Genomic DNA, 23,848 nt, shown 5'->3' on the forward strand with positions numbered 1-23,848 from the left:
TTGATAGATTAAACACCAAGCACCTGTAGTGCTGCTTCTATTTCCTCAACAGTTCCGATTGTTAGCCCTTTTATATCCTTGTTAATACGGCGCGTTAAACCCGTTAACACTTTTCCAGAACCAACTTCAAACAGTGTATCAACTCCATTGGTACCAATCCATTCTATTGTTTCGCGCCAGCGCACTCTCCCTGTCACTTGTTGAACAAGAAGCATAACAATACGCTCTGGATCAGTTTCTGGTGCAACAGAAACATTGGCAACTAAAGGAACAAGAGGAGCCATTTTATTAACAGACAAAAGTGCTTTCTTCATGGCATCAGCAGCAGGCTGCATTAAAGCTGAATGAAAAGGTGCAGAAACCGGAAGAAGAAGAGCACGTTTAGCACCTTTTTTTGAAGCAATTTCTACGGCTGTCTCAATGGCCTTTGTTTCACCTGAAATAACAATTTGCCCTCCCCCATTATCATTAGCAATCTGGCATAACCCTTCTCCAGAAACCGTTTGGCAAATTTCTTCTACATCTTTCTCTTCCAAACCAATAAGCGCTGCCATAGAACCTTCCCCAACAGCAACAGCAGCTTGCATAGCATTTCCACGAATGCGCAAAAGTCTTGCTGTATCCGTAAGACTAAATGTACCAGCTGCACATAGAGCCGAATATTCACCTAAAGAATGGCCTGCAACAAATTTCACTTTTTTTTCTATATCAAGCCCCAATTGTTGCATGACACGAATAACAGCCATAGAGACAGCCATTAATGCCGGTTGCGCATTTGCTGTTAGTGTCAAAACATCTGCTGGGCCTTCAAAAATGATACTTGATAATTTCTCACCTAAAGCATCATCAACTTCTTCAAAAACCATACGTGCTGCAATAAATTGCTCTGTAAGCGCTTTGCCCATACCAACAAGCTGGCTTCCCTGCCCTGGAAAAATAAAAGCTGTCGTCATTCATCGACTCCTAAACATTTTGCAATTAATTATTTTCTTTTGATCTTATTCATTTGTGCAAATCAAGATGCAGTACCTTATTTGAAATGAATATTTCCCTTAAAGTTATATTTTAAGGGTGGAATTTGGTATAAAAACTTAGGGAAATAGGGTGCCATAAATTTAATAACTCCCCAACTCATGAAACTTCCTAAAATGGTACCAGCAATAACATCAAGAGGATAATGTACACCAACGAAAATACGTCCCCAACAGATCAAGCATAAAAACACCACAGAAACTCTAAAAAAAATTTTATATCGATAAAAATAAAGGCTCGCCGTATAGGATGCAATGGTCAAAGCATGATTACTTGGAAAAGAAGCTGTTGCACGATGTTGAATGAGTGGAGTTGTCAACCCTACAACAAACGGACGAGGGTGAAAATAAGTGAGTGAAATAAGATAACCTGTAAAAAGAGCCATACAAATGCTCACAGAAATACTTAGTGCGACACGTCGTTCCATATTTTCACCGCAAAACCACAATGCACAAAGATGTAGTGGAATGATATAAATCAAAAATTTTGCGCAAAAAATACTAAATAACACTAGAATTGACCAAGATTGATGATTGCCAGTAAATATTCCCAAAAGTGCAACGTCAATCCGGTTTAAAAAATCCATACTTCTCTCCTCCATGTTTATGGCTTTACAGCGTCATCCTTTTATAAAGAAAGTGATATAAACAATATCAAGATTTAATGAATCAATTTTTTATGCACATAAACTTGCTATTTTTAAAGATAAGCTGTAAATGTCAAACGTTTGTTACCGACACTTTAGCTGGGGATTGAACGAAGGGCTGGAAATTAACCAGTAGAAGACGCAATGTTTTCGGCCTTCTGTGTCTCCGCTCTCGAATGTCTCGAATTGTAAACGCGTCCTTTCTTCTTTGGGTCTCCAAAAAAGACAAGTCGCAGAGGCTTTGCGCTAAAACCGGTAAAGTTTAATTGAAGAAAGGCAAAACAATGGCTCTTTATGAACACGTGTTCCTTGCCCGACAGGACATTGCTCCGCAGCAAATTGATGAACTTTTGAATCTCTACAAAGGTGTCATTGAAGCGCATGGTGGAAAAGTTGGGCGTGTAGAAAATTGGGGTCTTCGTCCCCTTGCATATCGTATCCGCAAAAACCGTAAGGCTTATTATGTGTTGATCAATGTTGATGCACCAGCTGCGGCAATTGCTGAAGTTGAACGTCAGATGCGCATTAATGAAGATATTTTGCGTTACATGACCATTCGTGTAGAAAAACATGAAACAGAGAAATCTGTTGTGCTCTCACGCCTTGATCGTAATGCTCATGTTGGTGAAGAACGGCCTCGCTCCCCGCGTCGTCAACGTGAAGATGTCATAGAAGGAGTAGAATGATGAATGACATTAATCAAGCTGCAGCACGTCGTCCTTTTCATCGTCGTCGTAAAACATGTCCATTTTCAGGTGCAAATGCTCCTAAAATTGATTATAAAGATGTCAAATTATTGCAGCGTTATATTTCAGAACGTGGAAAAATTGTTCCGTCAAGAATCACTGCCGTTAGCCAAAAAAAGCAGCGTGAATTAGCTAATGCCATTAAACGTGCTCGTTTTCTAGGTTTACTTCCATATGTTATAAGGTAAACTATCCATGAATTACGCTGCTGGGAAAATTCCCCAGTAGCTTTTCCTTGTATGATTTAGTTATATAGCTAATTATACACTGTATTAAGATATATAAAATACCAATAGTTGAGGTGTTCATAGTGCCTCTAACTGCAAAAGGCAGGACAGCGATAAATGAAAAATTTTCATCTTTATAAAGTAATGACTGGTATTTTAGCAGGGTTGTTTGCCGTTGTGATAGCAATGGCAATTATCAGCGTTGCAAATATTGTGCCTTATCTTTCTCTTCTTCTTGGGTGCTGTCTTTCATCGCCAATTTTCATTGTTGCATTCGCTCAAGGAACATTAGCCAGTCTCGTTGCGCTTATAGTTGCCACTATTTTTCTTATTATCACCACTGATATCTATATTGCTCTTGGCTTTATGCTGTTATTTTTCCTTCCTGCTGTCTATGCTTCTTGGCTCCTTGGACTTGCACGGTTAACGCAAAAAGAAAATACCCTGATATGGTATCCACTATCATCAGTGATTTTTCATTTAACCAATTTTATCGCTCTTATAGCAACCTTTATCGGATTCTATGTTCAAACCCGTCCATCCACCCCCCTCATTGCAAAAAAAATCACTGCAAACATAACACAAGCTATGCAACAATCGCGGTCAATAACAGAAACCGATATACGCGCTTTTAGTGAGCTTTTAATAACACATGCAGCAACTTTTACTGCTATTGCTCTCACCATTTATAGTTTGGTTTTTCTTATTGGTAATCTTTATTTTGCGGTGATAACAGCACAATATATGAAATGGTTGAAAAGACCCCGTGATGATTGGAGCCAAACTCTACGTCTTCCAATCTCTGGAATTTTTATTTTTATTCTTGTTTGCATAGCATCTATGATTGATTTTAGCGCTGCTGCTAATTTGAGTACACGTGTCTTTAGCTCTGCATATATTGTGATCATATCAATCAGTGGTCTAGCATATCTCCATAATATTACAAAGGGGATAAACGGTCGGATTGTTATACTCTCTCTGGTTTATATTGCCATTTTAACCGTTGTTTTTGCTCCACCTATTTCTTTCATGACGCTTTTAATGGGTATTTGGGCAGCTATTCAATACAACTTTCAATCACACAAAAAACTTCATTAAATTTATTTATTCGAAAGGAAAAACTATGGATATTATTCTACTTGAGCGCATTCCTCGTCTCGGTCAGATGGGTGATATTGTCTCAGTAAAAGATGGTTATGCACGTAATTTTCTTTTGCCTCAAGGAAAAGCTTTACGCGCGAATGAAGATAATAAAAAACATTTTGAAATACAGCGCACACAACTTGAAGCACGCAATCTTGAACGCAAAAGCGAAGCACAGGAAGTTGCTGAAAAGCTTGATGGTAAATCATTTATTGCCGTTCGTTCAGCCGGTGAAACAGGGCAGCTTTACGGATCTGTATCAACGCGTGATATTTCTGAAATTATAACAAGTGAAGGTTTTTCTATTGGACGTAATCAGGTTGAACTTAATCATCCAATAAAAACCATCGGCCTTCATACCATCACTCTTAGTCTGCATCCTGAAGTTCAAATTTCTGTGATTATTAATGTTGCGCGTTCAGCGAGTGAAGCACAACGTCAAGCAGAAGGTGAAAATTTAACCTCTGCTGAAGCAATATATGATATTCAGAAAGAAACGGATGAAGAAAAAAAAGAAGACTTGTTAATAGAAGAAAATGATACAAACAACAATTAATAAGCAAAGTTTAATTGTTTTCTATATCGTTTAATAACTTAATATGTTATAAAAGCACTCAGCCTAAAAAGTTGAGTGTTTTATTATTTTATCATAAAAAAATTCTATTTTTATGGGAAGGTGATGTTTAGCATATTATGTAAAAACAGCCCATACTAAAGACCATGCCCACAGTAAGCAAAAATATTTACACACGTTATTTTGTTATAAAAATGAAAAATTACCTCTTCCCTACTTTTAAAAAGAAGAGAGGTTGTACACAGTGGTAGTTCAATCACATCCTGTTATCTAAAATAAAAAAGTTATTTTACCTGTAACAATATTAAATTTTGAAATCATATAATGCCAAAATATTCGAGACATGAAATTGTATTTTTTAAAATACCAAAAGTACAATTTGGAAAATTTATATACTCTCTAAAATTTCCGTACTATAAAAATAAATTATAAAGGAATAAGCTACATATAAAAACACATAAATAAATGGTGAATCAGAAATTGAACGTGCCATTTTAACTTAAAATGAAGATCTAGTCCCCTATCTTTTTAAGATGCAGTGTTTAATTGATTGCTTAAAATAGCGAAAGATGAGATTTTAGTGGAAAAAACTGTTATGGAAAAAGCAAGCGTTGTCAGTTTCAGTTCTTCACAAAAAGAAGACTCCTCTTCTTTTCAACAACTCCCGCATAATATTGAAGCTGAACAAGCATTGCTTGGTGCACTTCTCATCAATAATAATGCGCATGATCGCGTTTCAGATTTTCTAAAACCCGAACATTTTTTTGAACCACTTCATCAAAAAATTTATGATGTTTTATCCCAACTTATCAAAAAAGGAAAAATTGCCGACCCAGTTACCATTAAGTTCTTTATTCCTGCTGATGAAAAAATTGGTGATATCACCGTATATAATTACGTCGTTCGTTTAGCAAAAGAAGCAGTAACAATTATTAATGTGCAAGATTATGGACGGGTTATTTATGATCTTTTTATCCGGCGATCCTTAATTAATCTTGGAACTCAAGTTGTTAATACAGCCTTTGATGCTCCTGTAGATTTTACGCCATCACAACAAATTGAAACTGTTGAACATCAGTTGTTTGAATTGGCAGAAAAGGGAAAGTATGGAGGAGGATTTGAAAATTTCAACGAAGCTATCAAAAAAGCTGTTGATATGGCAAGTGCTGCCAAACAGCGTTCTTCACACTTATCAGGGATAGCTACCCATATAAAAACACTTGATGAAAAGATGGGCGGATTACAAGCATCAGACTTAATTATCCTTGCTGGACGCCCCGGTATGGGAAAAACATCACTGGCTACCAATATTGCCTTTAATATTGCTAATGCCTGCAATCGTGATAACAAAACACAAGGAAATGAGGGAGGTATTGTTGGATTTTTTTCATTGGAAATGTCATCAGAACAACTTGCAACCCGTATTATTTCCGAACAAACAGAGGTTTCTTCTTCTGACATCCGACGGGGAAATATTTCAGAAGAGCAATTTACAAAAATCATTCGTGCCATGAATCGCTTACAAAAAGCACCGCTTTATATTGATCAAACTGGTGGGATATCAATCGGACAACTGGCTGCACGTGCACGACGTCTCAAACGACAACATGGTTTGGATGTCTTGTTTATTGACTATATTCAGCTCATGACAAGCGGTTCAAAGCGTTCATCAGAAAATCGTGTTCAGGAAATTACAGAAATTACTACAGGATTAAAAGCATTAGCAAAAGAATTGAATATTCCTATCATCGCTCTTTCACAACTTTCGCGTCAAGTGGAAAACAGAACAGATAAACGGCCACAACTCTCAGATTTACGTGAATCTGGTTCGATTGAGCAAGATGCAGACATTGTCCTTTTTGTCTATCGTGAAGAATATTATTTCAAAAATGAAGAACCCAAATTGGGCACTCTTGAACATCAGAGATGGCAAGATGAAATGGATAAAATTATGGGGAAAGCTGATGTTATTGTTGCAAAACAACGTCATGGCCCCACAGGAACCGTTCCTCTTGCTTTTCAAGCTGATTACACACGCTTTAGCGATTTGGCAGATAGCAATTATCTTCCAGAACAAATTGGTTAAATCATCATGGCACGCAATCGTGTTCAATTTATCTGCCAAAATTGCGGCACCATCCATTCACGTTGGGCTGGGAAATGTAGCTCCTGTGGCGAATGGAATTCTTTGATCGAAGAAAATGTGCATGGTGGTATTGGCACTGGTCCAATGCAAAATGTTCGCAAAGGACGCATAGTTCCTCTTACATCCCTTGCTGAAAACCTTCAAGATGCTCCACGTATCTATTCTGGTATTGCTGAACTTGATCGTGTTACCGGTGGAGGCTTTGTCCGTGGATCCGCACTCCTTGTTGGTGGCGATCCTGGTATTGGTAAATCAACATTGCTCACACAAACAGCTGCTGCTTTGTCGCGAAAAGGATACAATGTCGTCTATGTTTCAGGGGAAGAAGCTATTGCACAAATCTGTCTGCGTGCACAAAGGCTTGGGGCTGCCAATACAGAAGTTAAGCTTGCTGCCGAAACGAATGTTGAAGATATTCTTGCAACCTTAAGTGAATATAAAAACCTCGATATGGTTATTATCGATTCCATTCAAACTCTATGGTCAGATGCTGCAGATTCAGCACCTGGAACCGTCACACAAGTGCGTATTGGTGCTCAAGCCATGATCCGCTTTGCAAAAAAAACAGGAGCAGCTGTTGTCCTTGTTGGCCATGTGACAAAAGATGGGCAAATTGCAGGACCTCGCGTTGTCGAACATATGGTTGATGGTGTTCTCTATTTTGAAGGTGAAGGAGGACAGCATTATCGCATCCTGCGAACTGTAAAAAACCGCTTTGGACCGACGCATGAAATTGGTGTTTTCGAAATGTCTGATAAAGGATTACAAGAAGTCATCAATCCATCCGAACTATTTTTAGGTGAGCGAAATGAAAAAGCACCAGGATCTGCTGTTTTCGCAGGATTGGAAGGAACTCGTCCGATATTAGTAGAAATTCAAGCACTTGTGGCTCCCACTTCGCTTGGAACACCACGACGCGCTGTTGTGGGATGGGATGGAAATCGTCTTTCAATGATTCTTGCTGTTTTAGAAGCCCATTGTGGTATCCGTTTTGGACAACATGATGTCTATCTTAATGTTGCAGGCGGATATCGCATATCAGAACCCGCGGCGGACTTAGCCGTTGCAGCCGCTTTGGTATCTTCTCTTACAAACATTCCTCTCCCAGCGGATTTCGTCTATTTTGGTGAAATCAGCCTTTCGGGTGCTACCCGCACTGTTGCACATTCAGCACAACGCATCAATGAAGCAAAAAAACTTGGCTTTCAAGGAGCTGTGCACCCCACGACAACAAGCAAAACAATAAAATTGCTCAATTTTCAACAAAAAACATTCTCCGATCTTCCTGAGCTGGTTGCTGCCCTTACCGCAGGTAAAAAATCTGCCGCCCCATACACATGATAATAATATAGAAAAAACTCTATAAAATACAAAAGACGCTTGCTATAAGAATAAAAAATGACATAACAAGAAACGTATTTGTATATTAACTTATAAGAACACAACTTTATGTATAAGGAACAAACAAATGATCATAACAGTCCTTGATGGAATTGTCGTAGCGGTCATCCTGTTGTCCGCTTTTCTTGCTATGCTTAGAGGGTTTTCGCGTGAAGTATTTTCGTTGGTTTCTTGGGCAATTGCTGCTGTTGCTACACTGTTTTTATTCAAACCTGTCTTGCCATTTTTTGAGCAATATCTCTCTAATAAAACGATTGCATTAATCACAACATTGGTTACGATTTTTATTATTGTTCTCATTATTACTTCAATCATTACAATGAAAATCTCCGATTTTATTATTGATAGTCGAATTGGTATCCTTGACCGCACTATTGGTTTTGTTTTTGGAACACTTCGCGGTTTATTCATCGTGGTCATCGGTATGTTGCTTCTTAATGCACTTATTAAACCAGAAAACCAAGCAAATTGGCTAAAAAATGCCAGAACAAAACCCATCTTAGATTCATTGGGGCAAAAAGTTTGGGAAAGACTTCCTAAAAACCTCGATATTGTGCTTGAAAAAGCAGAAAAAATCTTCAAAAAAGATGATGCTCCCACACAGAATAAGTACTCTCATGAAAAGCTTATTCAGCAAAATAAGGAATAGTTTATCATGAGCCTAAAGTTCCAAATAATGTGTAAGAGTAATATGGTTATTCCTCATAGTACAATTGAAAGAATATAATGACACAAAGCGACATTTCCTGTCAGGATTTTTTATTGGATGATGATACTCTTCATGAAGAATGTGGAGTTTTTGGTATTCTTGGGCATGAAGATGCCGCAACATTAACAGCTCTCGGGCTTCATGCGCTTCAACATCGTGGACAAGAAGCTGCTGGAATTGTTTCTTATCATAATAAAATGTTTCATCAAGAAAAGCATCTAGGTCTTGTTGGTGATCACTATACAAATCCCGTAACACTTGCTCGTTTACCGGGAAATCGTGCTATCGGCCATACCCGTTATTCAACAACTGGGGAAGTAGCATTACGCAACGTTCAGCCTCTTTTTGCTGAATTAAAAGCTGGAGGTATTGCTATTGCCCATAATGGTAATCTCACCAATGGTCTTACATTACGCCGTGAACTCATTGCATCAGGCGCTATTTGCCAATCAACATCGGATTCAGAAGTTTTTCTCCATCTTATTGCTCGTTCACGTCATGAATCCTCTTCTGATCGTTTTGTTGATGCTATTCGGCAAGTAGAAGGTGGATATGCCATGTTAGCACTCACACGCACCAAGCTTATTGCTGCACGCGATCCCACAGGTATTCGGCCTCTGGTGATGGGAGAGCTTGATGGTAAACCAATTTTTTGTTCTGAAACCTGTGCTCTTGATATTATTGGAGCAAAATATGTACGCGATGTCAAAAATGGGGAAATTATCATCTGTGAAATACAAAAAAATGGCGAAATTACGAAAAAGATTATAAAACCAGAGAGTGAGAAACCCGAAAAAATTTGCCTTTTTGAATATGTGTATTTTGCACGTCCTGATTCAATTGTTGGAGGGCGTAATGTTTATACGGTACGTAAAAATATGGGAATCCGTTTGGCACAAGAAGCACCTTGTGAGGGTGATGTTGTGGTTCCCATTCCAGATGGTGGAACACCTGCCGCAATTGGTTATGCACAAGAAATTGGAATTCCTTTTGAACTTGGTATTATTCGCAATCATTATGTTGGCCGCACTTTTATCGAACCAACACAGCAAATTCGTGCTTTTGGTGTAAAATTAAAGCATTCAGCAAATCGTTCTGTTATCAAAGGAAAACGTGTTATTTTGGTTGATGATTCTATTGTGCGTGGAACAACCTCCCTCAAAATTGTACGAATGCTCCGTGATGCAGGAGCAAAAGAAGTTCATATGCGCATTTCTAGCCCCATGATTTTTTATCCTGATTTTTATGGTATTGATACACCCAATGTTGAAAGCTTATTGGCTAATCAATATCCAGACTTAAAATCTATGTGTCATTTTGTTGGAGCTGACTCATTAGAGTTCCTTTCCACCGATGGTCTGTATCTTGCTGTGTTAGGTGAAAAACGAAATAATTCTGATCCACAATTTACTGACCATTATTTTACTGGACACTATCCTACACATTTGGTTGATCAAGAAAACATTCCTCAAATTCATCGATTGTCTGTCTTGAAAACAAGAAATTAATGATGACACAATTTGATTTTAGTCTTGTTGGTCGTGTTGCACTTGTTACAGGTGCTTCAAGAGGCATTGGCTACCATTTAGCTTTAGAGCTCGCAGCACGTGGTGCTCATATTATCGCCCTTGCACGTACGGTTAGTGGCCTTACTGAACTGGATAATCAAATCCGAAAAAAAGGCGCTCATGCAACACTCGTCCCACTCGATTTACATCATATGGATAACATTGATACTCTTGCTGTTTCAATTGCTAAACGCTGGCAAAAACTCGATATTATGGTTGCAAATGCAGGAATTCTTGGAACACTCTCACCAATAGCACATACCGAAAATACGGTATTTGAAGATGTTTTTCAAATAAACCTCTTCAGCCAATGGCGCTTAATGAAAGCTGTTGAACCTTTATTGCGTAAATCTGATGCTGGACGAGCAATTCTGTTATCTTCAAGCGTTGCTCATATTGCACGCACTTTCTGGGGGCCGTATGCAGCCTCTAAAGCTGCTTTAGAAATCATTGCTCGTTGCTGGGCAGAAGAGTTAAAGCAAACTCCTATTAAAATTAATTGTGTTGACCCTGGTGCAACACGCACTGCTATGCGTGCACAAGCTATGCCTGGTGAGGATCCTCAAACACTCCCTGCACCACAAGAAGTCGCTGCAAAGATAGTCCATTTATCCTCACCTGATTTGAAAGAAACAGGCAAACTCTTTAATGTCCGTAAAAATCGATTTATGAATTATCATATCCCTGATTAAGGCAACGGATTTGTTTGTAAGAATAATTCGTCTTTCTGTAACTTCAACAAATGTTGCAAATACAATTGAAACTTTTTCTCACTAAAAAGTACTCGCTTGCATGCCATAAAAAATTATAAAAAATAATATGCTTTCTATGAAAAATTTAGAAAATCTTGCTGTTGCAATTGCTAAACACTGGAAAAAATCGATATTATGGTTGTAAATGCGAAAGAAAGTACCACATTAAAAGCCAATAAATAAAAATGATGGTGCCAGCTCGTATTTTTATAAGTGTAAAGACAATAGTATAAAATAGATCTGGTATGATACCCTTTACTATCTTCGCTGTAAAATGAGATTGGAAGCAACAAAAAAGGCTTCTTTAAAGTAATTCCATAAATGAGCAATATAATGACCCATTACTCTCTTTAAGGAATCTGCGCTCATTAATTATAGACAGAGAATAGAAGGAATTAACCTCAATTAAATTTCTCTGTACTTCTACCGTTCTTGCTAAAATAAACAAAGCTCTATGATTCTTGAATAGCTTTAGCGTCGTTGTTTTTTTCTTCTAAAGCAGCCCGTTTATTATAAGCCATAAAACTACAGGGGAGAAAAATCATATAGCCAACAGCTGTGACCAATAAAGTATACCATGTATAGGTTGCAATAAAGCCTACATAAATAACAATTCCTAACATGCATGGTACAACGACATCACGTCTTAGATTTTGATCAATTGTTTTTGCATTCCATACTGGTAAACGACTGACCAAAAGAAATGCAATAATTACCGTATAAAGGCTAAAAAATAATGCCCAACCCCAACTTGGTACCAAACCAAGAGCTCCCAGATACATAGGTAATAAAAGCAATAATGCCCCTGCTGGGGCAGGAACACCAACAAAATAACTTTCCTGCCATTTTGGTATATCAGCATTATCTAACATGACATTAAAACGTGCTAATCGCAAACAACAAGCAACACAATAAACAAGTGCTGCTACCCACCCTACTTGATGCGCTTGCGTTAAAATAAAGGAATAAACAATAAGTGCAGGTGCAACACCAAAATTAATTACATCAGCAAGAGAATCCATCTGCGCACCAAAAGACGAACTCCCATCTATCAAACGAGCAATACGACCATCCGTGCCATCTAAAATTGCCGCTAAAAGCACCATTAAAATAGCTCCCTCATAGCGATTATCGAAAGCCAAACGAATACTACTCATCCCTGCACAAATCGCCAAAATAGTTATAATATTGGGGATGATATAGCGCATTGGGGTAGGTGAGCGCCACCGATTGGCAACATCATCATGTTGTCCCTCAGGATTAAATGAAGAAAATAGCGAAAAGTTTTTCATTGTTCATCCTAATCAAATCTGAAGTCAATTGTAGCACTCTTTTCATCAAAAGAACCTAAAATTGTTTCTCCCGCAATTGCTGTTTGGCCAACTGCAACACGTAATTTCACTGTAGTTGGTACATAAATGTCAAGGCGAGAACCAAAACGAATCAAACCAAATCGTTCTCCAACTGTAACGGAATTATTCTCTTTTGCCCAACAAACAATCCGGCGCGCAATCATTCCGGCGATCTGTACCATGCCAATTTTACCATGTTTGCTGTCAATCACCATTCCATTACGCTCATTAAATCGACTCGCTTTATCAAGCTCAGCATTGGCAAAACTACCTGGACGATAAACTATAGACTCTATAGTACCATTTATGGGAATACGATTGATATGACATGAAAAAATATCCATAAACACAGAAATCCGGATCATTTCTTCTTTACCTAATCCCAATTCTTCAGGTGGAACACATGCTTCAACGCATGAGATGCGCCCATCAGCAGGAGACATAACCCAATTGGAATTCAAAGGAATCACACGATCTGGATCACGAAAAAAATATATGCACCAAATAGTGAGAACAAGACCACACCAAAACAATGGATTCCATAGCCAACCAAGAAAGAGAGAAATAATAAAAAACGCAACAATAAAAGGATAGCCCTCTTTATGAATTGGCGTAAAACTCTTATGGATAGATTGTAAAATACTCATATAATTTCCTATTCATCGTATAACTTAACTAAGTCATAAATCCTTTTGTTCCTCCTTATTCCTTTCTGTACTGAACCAATCACTCCATATAAAGTTATAAATTACATTTTGCGCAGCTTATTTTTTACGATTAACAACGCCTATTTCATCTTCTTCACGCATTTTACGTAATTTTTCTTCAGCTTGCGAGGCCTCAAGTTGTTTATTCCACATCGAAGCATATAAACCTCTCTTACGTAAAAGCTCTTTATGAGTCCCATTTTCAATAATACGACCATTTTTGAGGACCAAAATTTCATCCGCATTGATAACAGTAGAAAGACGATGGGCAATTATCAATGTTGTCCGCCCACGACTGACAATATCCAATGCTTGTTGAATTTCCTGTTCCGTAGCTGTATCAAGAGCTGCAGTTGCCTCATCGAGAATAAGAAGTGGAGGTGCTTTTAACAATGTTCGAGCGATAGCTACCCGTTGCTTTTCGCCACCTGATAGTTTGAGACCACGCTCACCTACCATAGACTGAAAACCTTCCGGAAGCATCTCAATAAATTTCGATATCTGTGCCATTTCAGCAGCTTTGCGCATCTCTTCATCTGTAGCACTTGGGCGCCCGTAGCAAATATTATAAGCAATTGTATCATTAAATAACACTGTGTCTTGGGGAACCATACCAATTGCTTCACGCAAACTTTTTTGCGTTACATCACGAATATCTTGCCCATCAATTGTGATGGAGCCTGCATTAACATCATAAAAACGAAAAAGTAATCGAGAGATTGTCGATTTACCAGCTCCTGATGGCCCAACAATTGCAACAGTTTTTCCTCTCGGAATTTCAAAATTAATATCTTTGAGAATCTGGCGAGACGGATCATAGGAAAAATTTACCTGATTAAAGCAAATGCTGCCACCATCTACTACCAATGGTTTGGCATCTACCTTATCAACGATTTCCTGCTCAACGTCTAAAAGATCAAACATAGCTTCGATATCAGTGAGTCCTTGCCGAATATCGCGATAAATTGAACCAATAAAATTTAGTGGAATAGAAAGCTGTATTAAAAGCGCATTAATAAAAACGAAATCCCCTAAAGTCTGTGTCTTATAAAACACTTCGTAAGCTGACATCAACATCAGAATAGTCATTCCAATGCCAAAAATAAGAGCCTGACCAAAATTAAGCCAGCTTAATGATGTCCAAATTTTTGTTGCTGCTTTTTCATAACTTGCCATAGAAGAATCAAATCGACGCGCTTCTAGAGTCTCATTACAAAAATATTTGACTGTTTCAAAATTCAAAAGAGAATCAACAGCACGCGTATTGGCCTCTGTATCTGCTGTATTCATCTCTTGCCGAATACGAATACGCCAATCACTCGCCTTGATTGTGAACAAAGTATAGATACTAACCATTATCACAACTATGAAGACGTAATACCACCCATAGTTGATGTAAAACACAAGTGCTGTCAGAATAAACTCTAAAACCGTTGGTACCGTATTGAGAATTGAAAATCTAACGATCGCTTCAATTCCTTTCGTACCACGCTCAATCACACGAGAAAGCCCACCAGTTCGCTTTTCTAAATGAAAGCGTAAAGATAATCCATGAATATGTACAAAAGTCTTATAAGCAAGCTGGCGAATAGCATGTTGACCAACGGTTGCAAATAGAGAATCACGTAATTGATTTAATGCAGCCTGAACAATGCGCGCAATATTATATGCCAAAACAAGCATAATGGGAACAATCCAACTGGATGAAAGCCATATTGGGAAATTAAAATTCGTATCAAGCGTATTCGTAGCATACTTAAAGAAATAGGGTACAGAGATGAGAAACAGCTTGGCGAGAATAAGGTACAAGATTGCCCATAGAACCCGCACTTTCAAATCACGGCGATCTGCGGGCCACATATAGGGCCATAAATTGTAAAGTGTGTGAAAAGTCTGACCTGTCTCTGATGATACAGTCTTTACCGTTTTGTTGCGTTTCATAAAGCCCTTACTTCTTTATCATCTCTCAAGAGGAGAGACTATAGAGCTCCCCATTGTTACTCACTGTTCCCATATTATCTCTTCTATACGCTTCCAATGAGTTCTATCTTTTAAGCGTTCAAGGTTAGACTGTTTTTAAAAAAGGAACAAGAAATAATCCTTTAGAAAGTTTATTATTTTGATCTGTATGCTCATACCATTCTGCTGCAAACAAACTCTCAATTTTAACATGGTTTTTTTTCAATTCTGCTTGAAGCCATGTTTTTGATTTACCAATCTCTTTAAGCCCTTTATCAAAAACTTCGCCATTTTGTACTAAAATGACAGACTTCTTACCTTCTTCCTTTTTAACAACAGAACAATCACCATTCGTTTCTAAATGAACAAAAGCTGCTTCATGTAAACTACAGCCTTTAATGCGCAACATTGTAATCAAATCATTGACGGTAATACCCAAATTTTTAATCTTATCCATTTGAAATACACCATCCAAAACTAATGGGACATTCTGTCCTGCAACAAGACGACGAAAAAAAACGGAATAGTGTGCAAAAAAATTAAGAAATGTAACCAATGCTTGCCAAATACATAAAACAACCAATAATTTAACAATACTAATATTGGGATTATAAATCACCCCTCCAATGATACCCCCCATTACAAAATTACTAACCAAATCAACAGGTGTCATTTGACTAAGACTACCACGCCCCGTCGTTCTTAAAATGAGTAGAAAAGCTATAAGACCTACAGCTAATTTAAGCGCAACATATCCATAACTATATACAAATTCCATTACATCCTCCCTTTTTATGAAAGCTGCTGGAATAGGAAAATTATAACCGCTTTACTTCCCACAACGTCATACGCTTACCAGTCTGTGGGTCTTTTTCGTCTTTTAAAATAACCCCCTTGGCTGCAAGCTCATCACGAATTGTATCCGCAGCTGCCCACTCTTTATTATGGATAAATTGCAGCCTTTCGGCAATGCGTTGATTAATAAATTTTGCATCAAGAGAAGCTTTTCTCATAAACAATGGGCACTCTCTATCTCTCACCCACTCTTGGCGTAAGAGCCCAAATAAACGCATCCCATTTGCGAGAGCTACAGCATCACCTGTTTTATAAAATTTTCGTAAAAAAGCAAATGCACTTGGAGTATTCAAATCATCACTGAGAGCGTTTATCAAAGAATTCTCAACCGTTTCATTGTCCTCCAGCCTCTCAGCTTCACAGCGAAGTAATTCATACCAACGATAAAGTTCGCTACTAGAGTTTGCTAAACGCTGAGCTGTCCAATTTAATGGTTCACGATAATGCGTTTGTAACATCGAAAAACGTGCAGACAAGCCAGTCCAAGTTTGCTTTATTTCATCGGTTAATGCATCATTAAATTCAAAAAAATTATTCTCTAAAACAGAACGAATCGTTATGAAATTTCCAAGGCTTTTCGACATTTTTTTACCTTCAACTTGCAAAAAACCATTATGCATCCAAAAATTAGCCATTCGTTCAGTTCCAAAAGCTGAACAACTTTGCGCAATCTCATTTTCATGATGCGGAAAAATCAAATCAAGCCCACCACCATGAATATCAAAAATATTTGCTGTTGGATCATCGCAGTGCAAACCTCCACCATAAGGTGCAAGCAGCTTTGCCATTGACATTGCTGAACATTCAATATGCCAACCTGGGCGTCCTAAAACAGAAATTCCTGCCGGCGAAGACCAACCTGGTTCTCCTGCCGCAGAGGGCTTCCATAAAACAAAATCCATTTCCCCCCTTTTATAAGCAGCAACATCAACACGCGCACCCGCTTTCATTTCATCTAACGAGCGTTTTGCAAGTTCTCCATAATGGGGATGATTTTTTATGCTACTCACAGAAAACAATATATGATTTTCAGCTTTATAGGCGTGCCCTTTTTTAACTAACTTTTCAATTAAGGCACGCATTTCATCTAAATGATCCGTTGCCCGTGGTTGACTAGTTGGCAAAAGACAGCCAAGTGCCATTGTATCTTGTTGAAATTGAGAATAAGTACGTTCCGTTAATCGACGAATAGCTTCATTAAGTGCTAACTCTGGATACTCGTGAGCTGCTCGTGCATTAATTTTATCATCTACATCAGTAATGTTACGCGCATATATAACATGGTCCTTACCATACACATGACGCAATAAACGAAATAACAGATCAAAAACAATTACAGGACGTGCATTCCCTATGTGGGCATAATCATAAACTGTCGGACCACAGACATAAAGACGCACTTTTTGGGCGTCTATCGGTGTAAAATTTTCTTTTTTACGTGTAAGCGTATTATAAAATCGCAACTTACTCATTATTATACTCCGTTAGCACTCAACTTACCGCCGCTCAGGGTGAAATTTCTCTTAAATTATCGCCATTATGCAATTTAAGCGAAAATTTTCGTATAGCTTCTGTAAAATTCTCATAACATCCCTCCCCCTTCATCTAGGCTGTATCCACCATCTGTAACAAAAACAATCTCTTTTATTTGATTGGAATATTCTATCGATAGCTCTTTTTTCTTAATGAAAAAATCATCACAGAATAAAATCTGCGATGCGTAATATCAATAGAATGTACATTCCCATGAAAAACAAATTCTATACAGAAAATTTGAAATTTTTAATTACAAAAAGCTTTATCAGAATTTGCAATATATCCCTATGGCTCTTTCCTTATCCTCTTTCATGCCCTAAATTTTATAATATAGCTGCTATTTGTAATGGTGCATAAACGACTTTATTCACGCTTATAATTGTAGAGAAGTTTATTAAAAGAAAGCAAAAAATTGATCCGTAATATATTGATAAAAATTACCTTTCTGACATTTTTCTTCGCTTTAATACCAGCCTTTGCACAACAATCACCACCCTATGAGGAAAAATTGCTACGATTAGCAGAAATTTTAGGATCTCTGCATGCTTTACAAAATTTTTGTAAGCCTCCAACAAATCAATGGTATGACTCCATGCATGCACTGATTGAAGCAGAACACCCAACACCACAAAGACGCATTTATTTTTATGAAGCGTTTAATACAGCATATCGTGCTTTTTCAGAAAGTTATCATTATTGCACACAATCAGCAATTGAAGCAAATCAAAGATATATTAAAGAAGGAAGAGCCTTATCCGAAAGCCTTCTTATGCATTATAACAATCAATCTTTACAAAAATATCAAACTATCGATTTAAGCCATTCCACTGACAAAAAATGAATAAATTCATAAGCCGCTTCTGCTATACATATAGTCATTTTCAAAGAATAATTGGCAATATGTCTTTAACTTCATCTGATAAAATTACCATGCGAGCCCTTTGCAATAAATAAAGCTATTTTGTAAAATCCATCAACTTTATTTGGCTAAACCAAAGATTCTATAAATTTAACAGGCTCACCTTGCGAAGGTGTAACAATTTCACCTTCCCACATAACACGCTTGCCGCGAATGATGGTCCCAACAGGCCAGCCTTTAACCTTTTGACCATCATAAGGTGTCCAACCTGCGCGCGAACCAATCAATGCATTGGTAATTATTTCTTCTCGCTTTAAATCAACGATAGTTAAATCAGCATCATAGCCAACAGCAATGCGTCCCTTACAACTTATACCAAAAATGCGGCTAGGACCATGCGAGGTAAGATCAATAAAACGTTCAAGAGACATTTTTCCTGCATTTACATGCGTTAGCATAATTGCCGCTGTTGTTTGCACACCTGTCATCCCTGGAGGTGAAGCGGGATAAGGTTGATGCTTTTCTTCAAGCGTATGAGGTGCATGATCAGAACCTAATACATCAACAATACCTTGCTGCACACCATACCAAAGAGCTTCACGATGACGGCTCTCACGGATCGGTGGATTCATTTGAATTAATGTACCAAAGCGTTGATAATCATGAACCGTTAAAGTCAAATGGTGCTGTGTAACTTCAATTGTTGCCACATCTTTGTGCTTTTTTAGAAAATCAATTTCTTCTGCTGTAGAGAGATGTAACACATGAATACGTGCCTTTGTTTCATGTGCAATTTTCACCAAGCGTTGTGTACATTTTAATGCGGCAACCTCATCACGCCAAACTGGGTGCGATGATGCATCCCCTTCAATCCGTAATATTTTACGCTCTCTAAGCCTTTCTTCATCTTCAGAATGAAAAGCCACACGACGGCGCGTATTTTTCAAAATAAGACGCACACTTTCATCATCATCTACCAAAAGATTGCCGGTAGAAGATCCCATGAAGACTTTAATTCCAGCAGCGCCTGGCAATCTTTCTAACTCAGAAAGTTCATGGGCATTTTCACGTGTTCCTCCAACCCAAAATGCAAAATCACAATGCATCCTATGAAAGCCGCGTTTCACCTTATCAGCTAGAGCCTCTTCCGATGTGGTTAATGGATTGGTATTAGGCATTTCAAATACCGCCGTCACTCCCCCTAACACCGCAGAATAGGAGCCACTTTCTAAATCTTCTTTATGTTCGTTGCCCGGCTCGCGAAAATGAACTTGACTATCAATAATTCCTGGCAAAATATGCAGCCCTGTACAATCAATCACTTCTCCAGCAGATGCGCATGTAAGGTCACCAATTTCAGCAATACGGCCATTTGTAATACCAATATCACGTTGAATCTTTCCATCATGATTTACAACCGTTGCGCCTTTTAAAATTGTATCAAATGTTTTAAACATAGCCGTACTCCTCACATATCCTTTCTTTATCGATTATGTAACTTTGGGCAGAAAGGCAAGAACCATGATTCAAAAACAAAATGCTACTCTCTTAAAAAACCGTAGAATTATTAAAGTTACTGGTCAAGAAGCAACAGATTTTCTACAAGTTCTTTTCACAACAGATATAACCAAAATCGGCCCACAAGAAATTTTTCCTGGAGCGCTTTTATCCCCACAAGGAAAAGTTATTGCTGATTTTCTTATCGGCAAAAGAGATGATGATTATCTGATTGATATCGTTGTCTCTCTGGCTGATACCTTTTACAAGCGCCTGCTCCTTTATAAACTGCATAAAAAAGTAGAAATTACAGAACCATTCCAAGAACTTGTTACAGTTTCTTGGAATAATGAATCAGATACTTTAGATTTTGATTCAAGTTTTATTGATAAACGCTTTCCACAAAAAGAAAAAATAATACGGACATACGGAACAACACCTTTTTTAGCCTCAGAATGTTGTGATACTTGGAATCGACTGCGTGTGCATTATGCAATCACAGAAAGTGGTCAAGATTATGAAATAGGTAAAGTCTTTCCCCATGATATTAATTATGATCAAATTAATGGACTCGCCTTTAATAAAGGATGTTATATCGGACAAGAAATCGTTTCACGAATGCATCACCGCCACACAGTGCGCCGTCGTGTTTTGATTGTAAAAAGCCAACATGCATTAACTCCAAGTTCCAGCGTTATAGCAGGAACAAAAATTCTTGGTTATTTGGGAACATGTGCTGAAAATGAAGCTCTCGTTTTAACCCGTCTTGACCATGTTAAGAATGCTATGGATAATAATATTCCATTTACAGTAAAAGATGTTCCCGTTACCATAAGCATTGCTAAAAATATGAATTTTACCTTCCCTGAAAGCACTATGGAAACGCACTGATGGCTAAAGCTGAATTATCAAAAAAAAGGAGAAGCACGTGCTTGGCAAAGAATGCTTTCTGGTCGGCGACTTGACCTCCTAAATCCTTCTCCTTTTGATATTGAAATTGAAGATATTGCCCATGGGCTTGCCCGCGTTGCGCGTTGGAATGGTCAAACACAAGGAGAGCATGCCTATTCTGTTGCACAACATTCACTTTTGGTAGAACAAATATTTCAAAAGCTTTGTCCGCAATCGCATAGTAATGATTGTCTATGTGCTCTCTTTCATGATGCACCAGAATATGTCATCGGTGATATTATTTCGCCTTTTAAAGCTGTCATCGGAAAACAATATGAACTCATCGAAAAACGTATACAAGATGCTATCCATATGCGCTTTTCTCTCCCAGTTAATCCCTCGCAAAAACTCGTGAAAAAAATCAAACAAGCTGATCGTATTGCTGCATTCTACGAAGCTATTACACTTGCTGGATTTAATAAAGAAGAAGCTCTTCGCTATTTTGGTTCTCCCAATAATATTTTATGCGATGATCTTAATTTGCAGCCATATTCTACACAACAAATTGAAAATGCCTTTTTAAGGCGCTTTAACGACCTTGATGCTCAGAGAGCACACTAATGCTCCTTGTAGCATTTATCATTTTAGTTAAAAAGTGAATATATGGAACCTCCACCTTCTTGTCAAAACAGCTCTTTGAGAGCAACCATAACAAAGAATAAATTTCTTTTGTTCTCTTCATTATCAAAGCTGATCACCAATACCGCTTGCTTTAAGATTTTCACATTAAACTGGATTTATTTTAGTTTATAAACTTCTCTGTCTGCTGGAAAAGCACGTGATGTGACATCCTCTGCATAATTCTTGATAGCTGTCTCCATTGCTTGTTCAAGAGCACCATAACGACGAACAAATTTGGGCACGTGAGCGCCATAGCCCAACATATCTTCCATAACCAATATTTGTCCATCACATTGACTGGATGCACCAATACCAATAGTTGGGATAGAAAGTTTTTCTGTAAGCTTTATTGCTAGAGGCTCGACAACTCCTTCTATAACAACAGCAAAAGCACCGGCTTCTTCAATCGCCGCCCCATCGTCTTCAATTCTTTGCCAATCGCTCTGTTTGCATCCCTGTGTCTTGAAACCACCAAAATGATTCACCGCCTGTGGCGTAAGGCCTATATGCGCCATGACTGGAATGCCTCGTTTAGATAAAAAATCTATTGTTTCTGCTATATAAATACCACCTTCAAGCTTAACTGCCCCACATCCTGTTTGTGCAAGAACACGCGACGCATTCAAAAAGGCTTGTTCTGGACTTTTTTCATAAGAACCAAAAGGCATATCAACAACAATAAGCGCCTTTTGAGAACCACGCATCACTGCTTGCCCATGCAAAATCATCATATCTAAATTAACAGGAAGTGTTGTCTCAAATCCATATACCACCATACCAACACTATCACCAACCAAAAGTATATCACAATAGGGATCAGCAATCCGTGCAGTATAAGCCTGATAAGCTGTGAGCGAAACTATCGGCTGTTGCCCTTTTCTTGAGCGTATTTCAGCAGAAGTTATACGCTTTACGGTTTTAGTATGTATACTCATTTTTCAGCCTTCTCTTGCAATATGTATTGATCAATAAGCCTCACAGCACCAAAGCGAACTGTGAGCAATAAAACTGCAGGTTTTTCTAATTTTCCTTTAACGCTGCACAAAGTTTCCATATCCCGTAAATCTATGGATTCAACAATCGCACGTGATTCCTGTTGTAAAATATTGCGAACAATTTTGCATAATTTCTCAACAGATCGCTCGCCTTGGCTATAAAGTCTTTCAGCAGTTTTACCACTTTCAGGAATAATTTTTGCTGCTTTACGATCTTCTAATGTTAAAAGTTTATTCCGTGAAGAACACGCTACACCATCTGCTTCACGTAAAATGGGCACACCAATAATTTCAATAGGAAAAGCCAAATCTTCAACCATCCGTCGAATAATCGAGATTTGTTGAAAATCTTTTTCTCCAAAAAAAGCCTTATCCGGTTGAACAATATTAAAAAGTTTAGCAACAACACTGGTCACACCACAAAAATGCCTAGGACGTAATTTTCCGATTAATATGCGTGATAGTTTTTCTACCTTCACAATTGTCTCATTTCCTCGTGGCCACATCTCATCGGTAGTAGGTGCAAAAGCATATTCAACACCTGCTTTTTTCAATAAAGCACAATCACCCTGCAAATCTCTTGGATATTTATCAAAATCTTCATGGGGACCAAATTGCTTCGGATTGACAAAAATAGAAACCACAATGCAATCACACATTGCTTTTGCTTGCTGTACTAATGCGAGGTGGCCTTCATGTAATGCTCCCATAGTGGGAACCAACCCAATCGAAAACCCTAAACGTCGTTCTTCGGTGATATATTGACGTACTTCAGCAATCGTTTTTAAAATTCGCATTTTCATATTCTCTTTAATATTTATTAAATTAACAAGTTAAAGCTTGCACACGAAATCGCCGTTCAAATAATTGTATCAAATTCATGCGCACCATTGGTTGTTTTATATCTCGTGGTTCCCAGACATGGCGCATTAAAAAAAAGCCTGTTAAAATAAAACCATTTATTATGTCACTAAAATCTACAGGACGAATCGTTCTTCGCACAAGAAACTGAGGAAGAGTGAGAAGTTTTTCTTTCCAAGGACGCCCTGCTTGCTCACAAACAGCCCGTCCCGATTTTGGTGAGACATAGATAAGTCTTTCTAAGCTTCCTGTTGCAGCACAATGAGATAAATCAAGACCAAAACCAAGCTCCTCAAGCAGCCGCATTTCAAAACGTACAAGCAATTCTGCAATGACAGATGGTTCATCAAAATGCTGTATAAAAAGATGTAACAGATCATATAAAATGGGATGTGGATCACGCTCAGGAAGAAGACGCAAATGAAAAGCCAATAACTGCAAAGCATACAGTGCTTCTGGTAAAATTATTAATCGTGCTGCATGTAAATCAATCGCTTCAAGGCGAAAGAGTCCCAAATGTTCGTCTAAACGTGCCCACCATTCAGCCTCAACAAAATTGCCAGGTTGAAGAAGAGCTGCCATACGACGCGAACGCCCCCCTTTTACCACCCCCATATAACGACCATGCTGACGTGTCATAATTTCAAGAATAACACTTGTTTCACCATATTGGCGTGTACCAAGGATAATGGCTTGCTCTTTCCATTTCAT

Annotated in this window: 22 protein-coding genes and 1 pseudogene; 12 read left to right on the plus strand and 11 right to left on the minus strand. The window is 38.1% G+C overall.

The window, feature by feature from the left end; genetic code table 11:
* Positions 1 to 8: 8 nt before the first annotated feature.
* Positions 9 to 953 carry an ACP S-malonyltransferase gene (gene fabD / locus BN202_RS05805; protein WP_019219674.1) on the minus strand — a complete coding sequence of 315 codons (945 nt, stop codon included), beginning with the start codon at positions 951 to 953 and terminating at the stop codon, positions 9 to 11.
* 77 nt (positions 954 to 1,030) lie between these two features.
* The gene (locus tag BN202_RS05810) at positions 1,031 to 1,618 is read right to left on the minus strand and encodes an undecaprenyl-diphosphatase (RefSeq protein WP_019219675.1); all 588 of its coding nucleotides are present in this window, start codon (positions 1,616 to 1,618) and stop codon (positions 1,031 to 1,033) included.
* A 344-nt stretch (positions 1,619 to 1,962) separates the two neighbouring features.
* Between BN202_RS05810 and rpsF the strand changes: the two genes are divergently transcribed.
* From rpsF to BN202_RS05855, 9 genes are all read left to right on the plus strand, one after another.
* Positions 1,963 to 2,364 (plus strand): 30S ribosomal protein S6, encoded by a 402-nt coding sequence (rpsF, locus tag BN202_RS05815; protein ID WP_019219676.1) that lies wholly within the window; start codon positions 1,963 to 1,965, stop codon positions 2,362 to 2,364.
* Positions 2,364 to 2,612 carry a 30S ribosomal protein S18 gene (gene rpsR, locus BN202_RS05820; RefSeq protein WP_006589286.1) on the plus strand — a complete coding sequence of 83 codons (249 nt, stop codon included), beginning with the start codon at positions 2,364 to 2,366 and terminating at the stop codon, positions 2,610 to 2,612. The genes rpsF and rpsR overlap by 1 nt, the downstream gene beginning before the upstream one ends.
* A 156-nt stretch (positions 2,613 to 2,768) precedes the next feature.
* Positions 2,769 to 3,749, plus strand: a complete 981-nt coding sequence (locus tag BN202_RS05825) for a hypothetical protein (RefSeq protein WP_019219677.1) — start codon at positions 2,769 to 2,771, stop codon at positions 3,747 to 3,749.
* Positions 3,750 to 3,774: 25 nt separating this feature from the next.
* On the plus strand, positions 3,775 to 4,350 hold the full coding sequence (rplI, locus tag BN202_RS05830) for a 50S ribosomal protein L9 (protein WP_019219678.1): 576 nt from the start codon (positions 3,775 to 3,777) through the stop codon (positions 4,348 to 4,350).
* A gap of 613 nt (positions 4,351 to 4,963) precedes the next feature.
* Positions 4,964 to 6,454, plus strand: coding sequence for a replicative DNA helicase (locus BN202_RS05835; RefSeq protein ID WP_034987665.1), 1,491 nt, complete (start codon positions 4,964 to 4,966; stop codon positions 6,452 to 6,454).
* Between the two features lie 6 nt (positions 6,455 to 6,460).
* On the plus strand, positions 6,461 to 7,855 hold the full coding sequence (gene radA, locus BN202_RS05840) for a DNA repair protein RadA (protein WP_019219680.1): 1,395 nt from the start codon (positions 6,461 to 6,463) through the stop codon (positions 7,853 to 7,855).
* 127 nt (positions 7,856 to 7,982) lie between these two features.
* Positions 7,983 to 8,564 (plus strand): CvpA family protein, encoded by a 582-nt coding sequence (locus tag BN202_RS05845; RefSeq protein WP_019219681.1) that lies wholly within the window; start codon positions 7,983 to 7,985, stop codon positions 8,562 to 8,564.
* Positions 8,565 to 8,641: 77 nt separating this feature from the next.
* Complete coding sequence (gene purF / locus BN202_RS05850; protein WP_019219682.1) at positions 8,642 to 10,132, plus strand: amidophosphoribosyltransferase; 1,491 nt, start codon at positions 8,642 to 8,644, stop codon at positions 10,130 to 10,132.
* Positions 10,133 to 10,134: 2 nt separating this feature from the next.
* Positions 10,135 to 10,884 carry an SDR family NAD(P)-dependent oxidoreductase gene (locus BN202_RS05855; RefSeq protein WP_034987596.1) on the plus strand — a complete coding sequence of 250 codons (750 nt, stop codon included), beginning with the start codon at positions 10,135 to 10,137 and terminating at the stop codon, positions 10,882 to 10,884.
* Between the two features lie 512 nt (positions 10,885 to 11,396).
* On the opposite strand, the gene pssA is transcribed toward BN202_RS05855, so the two are convergent.
* The 5 genes from pssA to cysS all read right to left on the minus strand — a co-directional run bounded on the left by pssA (position 11,397) and on the right by cysS (position 17,289).
* Positions 11,397 to 12,236 (minus strand): CDP-diacylglycerol--serine O-phosphatidyltransferase, encoded by an 840-nt coding sequence (pssA, locus tag BN202_RS05860; protein ID WP_019219684.1) that lies wholly within the window; start codon positions 12,234 to 12,236, stop codon positions 11,397 to 11,399.
* Between the two features lie 8 nt (positions 12,237 to 12,244).
* Complete coding sequence (locus tag BN202_RS05865) at positions 12,245 to 12,943, minus strand: phosphatidylserine decarboxylase (protein ID WP_019219685.1); 699 nt, start codon at positions 12,941 to 12,943, stop codon at positions 12,245 to 12,247.
* Positions 12,944 to 13,060: 117 nt separating this feature from the next.
* A complete protein-coding gene (locus BN202_RS05870; protein ID WP_019219686.1) occupies positions 13,061 to 14,944 on the minus strand; it encodes an ABCB family ABC transporter ATP-binding protein/permease in 1,884 nt (627 codons plus the stop codon).
* A 124-nt stretch (positions 14,945 to 15,068) separates the two neighbouring features.
* On the minus strand, positions 15,069 to 15,740 hold the full coding sequence (locus BN202_RS05875) for a DUF421 domain-containing protein (protein WP_019219687.1): 672 nt from the start codon (positions 15,738 to 15,740) through the stop codon (positions 15,069 to 15,071).
* Between the two features lie 40 nt (positions 15,741 to 15,780).
* Positions 15,781 to 17,289: a cysteine--tRNA ligase gene (gene cysS, locus BN202_RS05880; protein ID WP_019219688.1), complete on the minus strand. Its 1,509-nt coding sequence runs from the start codon at positions 17,287 to 17,289 to the stop codon at positions 15,781 to 15,783.
* A gap of 479 nt (positions 17,290 to 17,768) precedes the next feature.
* On the opposite strand from cysS, the gene BN202_RS05885 reads away from it, so the two are divergent.
* Positions 17,769 to 18,194: a TIGR02301 family protein gene (locus BN202_RS05885; protein WP_034987668.1), complete on the plus strand. Its 426-nt coding sequence runs from the start codon at positions 17,769 to 17,771 to the stop codon at positions 18,192 to 18,194.
* 146 nt (positions 18,195 to 18,340) lie between these two features.
* On the opposite strand, the gene BN202_RS05890 is transcribed toward BN202_RS05885, so the two are convergent.
* Positions 18,341 to 19,669: a dihydroorotase gene (locus BN202_RS05890; protein ID WP_019219690.1), complete on the minus strand. Its 1,329-nt coding sequence runs from the start codon at positions 19,667 to 19,669 to the stop codon at positions 18,341 to 18,343.
* 64 nt (positions 19,670 to 19,733) lie between these two features.
* On the opposite strand from BN202_RS05890, the gene ygfZ reads away from it, so the two are divergent.
* A complete protein-coding gene (ygfZ, locus tag BN202_RS05895; RefSeq protein ID WP_019219691.1) occupies positions 19,734 to 20,600 on the plus strand; it encodes a CAF17-like 4Fe-4S cluster assembly/insertion protein YgfZ in 867 nt (288 codons plus the stop codon).
* Positions 20,600 to 21,221 (plus strand): annotated as a pseudogene (locus BN202_RS05900) (YfbR-like 5'-deoxynucleotidase). The gene ygfZ and the pseudogene BN202_RS05900 overlap by 1 nt, the downstream one beginning before the upstream one ends.
* Before the next feature lie 176 nt (positions 21,222 to 21,397).
* On the opposite strand, the gene panB reads toward BN202_RS05900, so the two are convergent.
* Genes panB through recO form a run of 3 tightly spaced genes read right to left on the minus strand, consistent with a single transcriptional unit; the run spans position 21,398 to position 23,848 of the window.
* Positions 21,398 to 22,216: a 3-methyl-2-oxobutanoate hydroxymethyltransferase gene (panB, locus tag BN202_RS05905; RefSeq protein WP_019219693.1), complete on the minus strand. Its 819-nt coding sequence runs from the start codon at positions 22,214 to 22,216 to the stop codon at positions 21,398 to 21,400.
* The gene (gene panC / locus BN202_RS05910; RefSeq protein WP_034987603.1) at positions 22,213 to 23,079 is read right to left on the minus strand and encodes a pantoate--beta-alanine ligase; all 867 of its coding nucleotides are present in this window, start codon (positions 23,077 to 23,079) and stop codon (positions 22,213 to 22,215) included. The genes panB and panC overlap by 4 nt, the downstream gene beginning before the upstream one ends.
* A gap of 22 nt (positions 23,080 to 23,101) precedes the next feature.
* Positions 23,102 to 23,848, minus strand: a complete 747-nt coding sequence (gene recO / locus BN202_RS05915; RefSeq protein ID WP_019219695.1) for a DNA repair protein RecO — start codon at positions 23,846 to 23,848, stop codon at positions 23,102 to 23,104.

Source organism: Bartonella florencae (genome assembly GCF_000312525.1).
In the GTDB taxonomy this organism is placed as follows: Bacteria; Pseudomonadota; Alphaproteobacteria; order Rhizobiales; family Rhizobiaceae; genus Bartonella; species Bartonella florencae.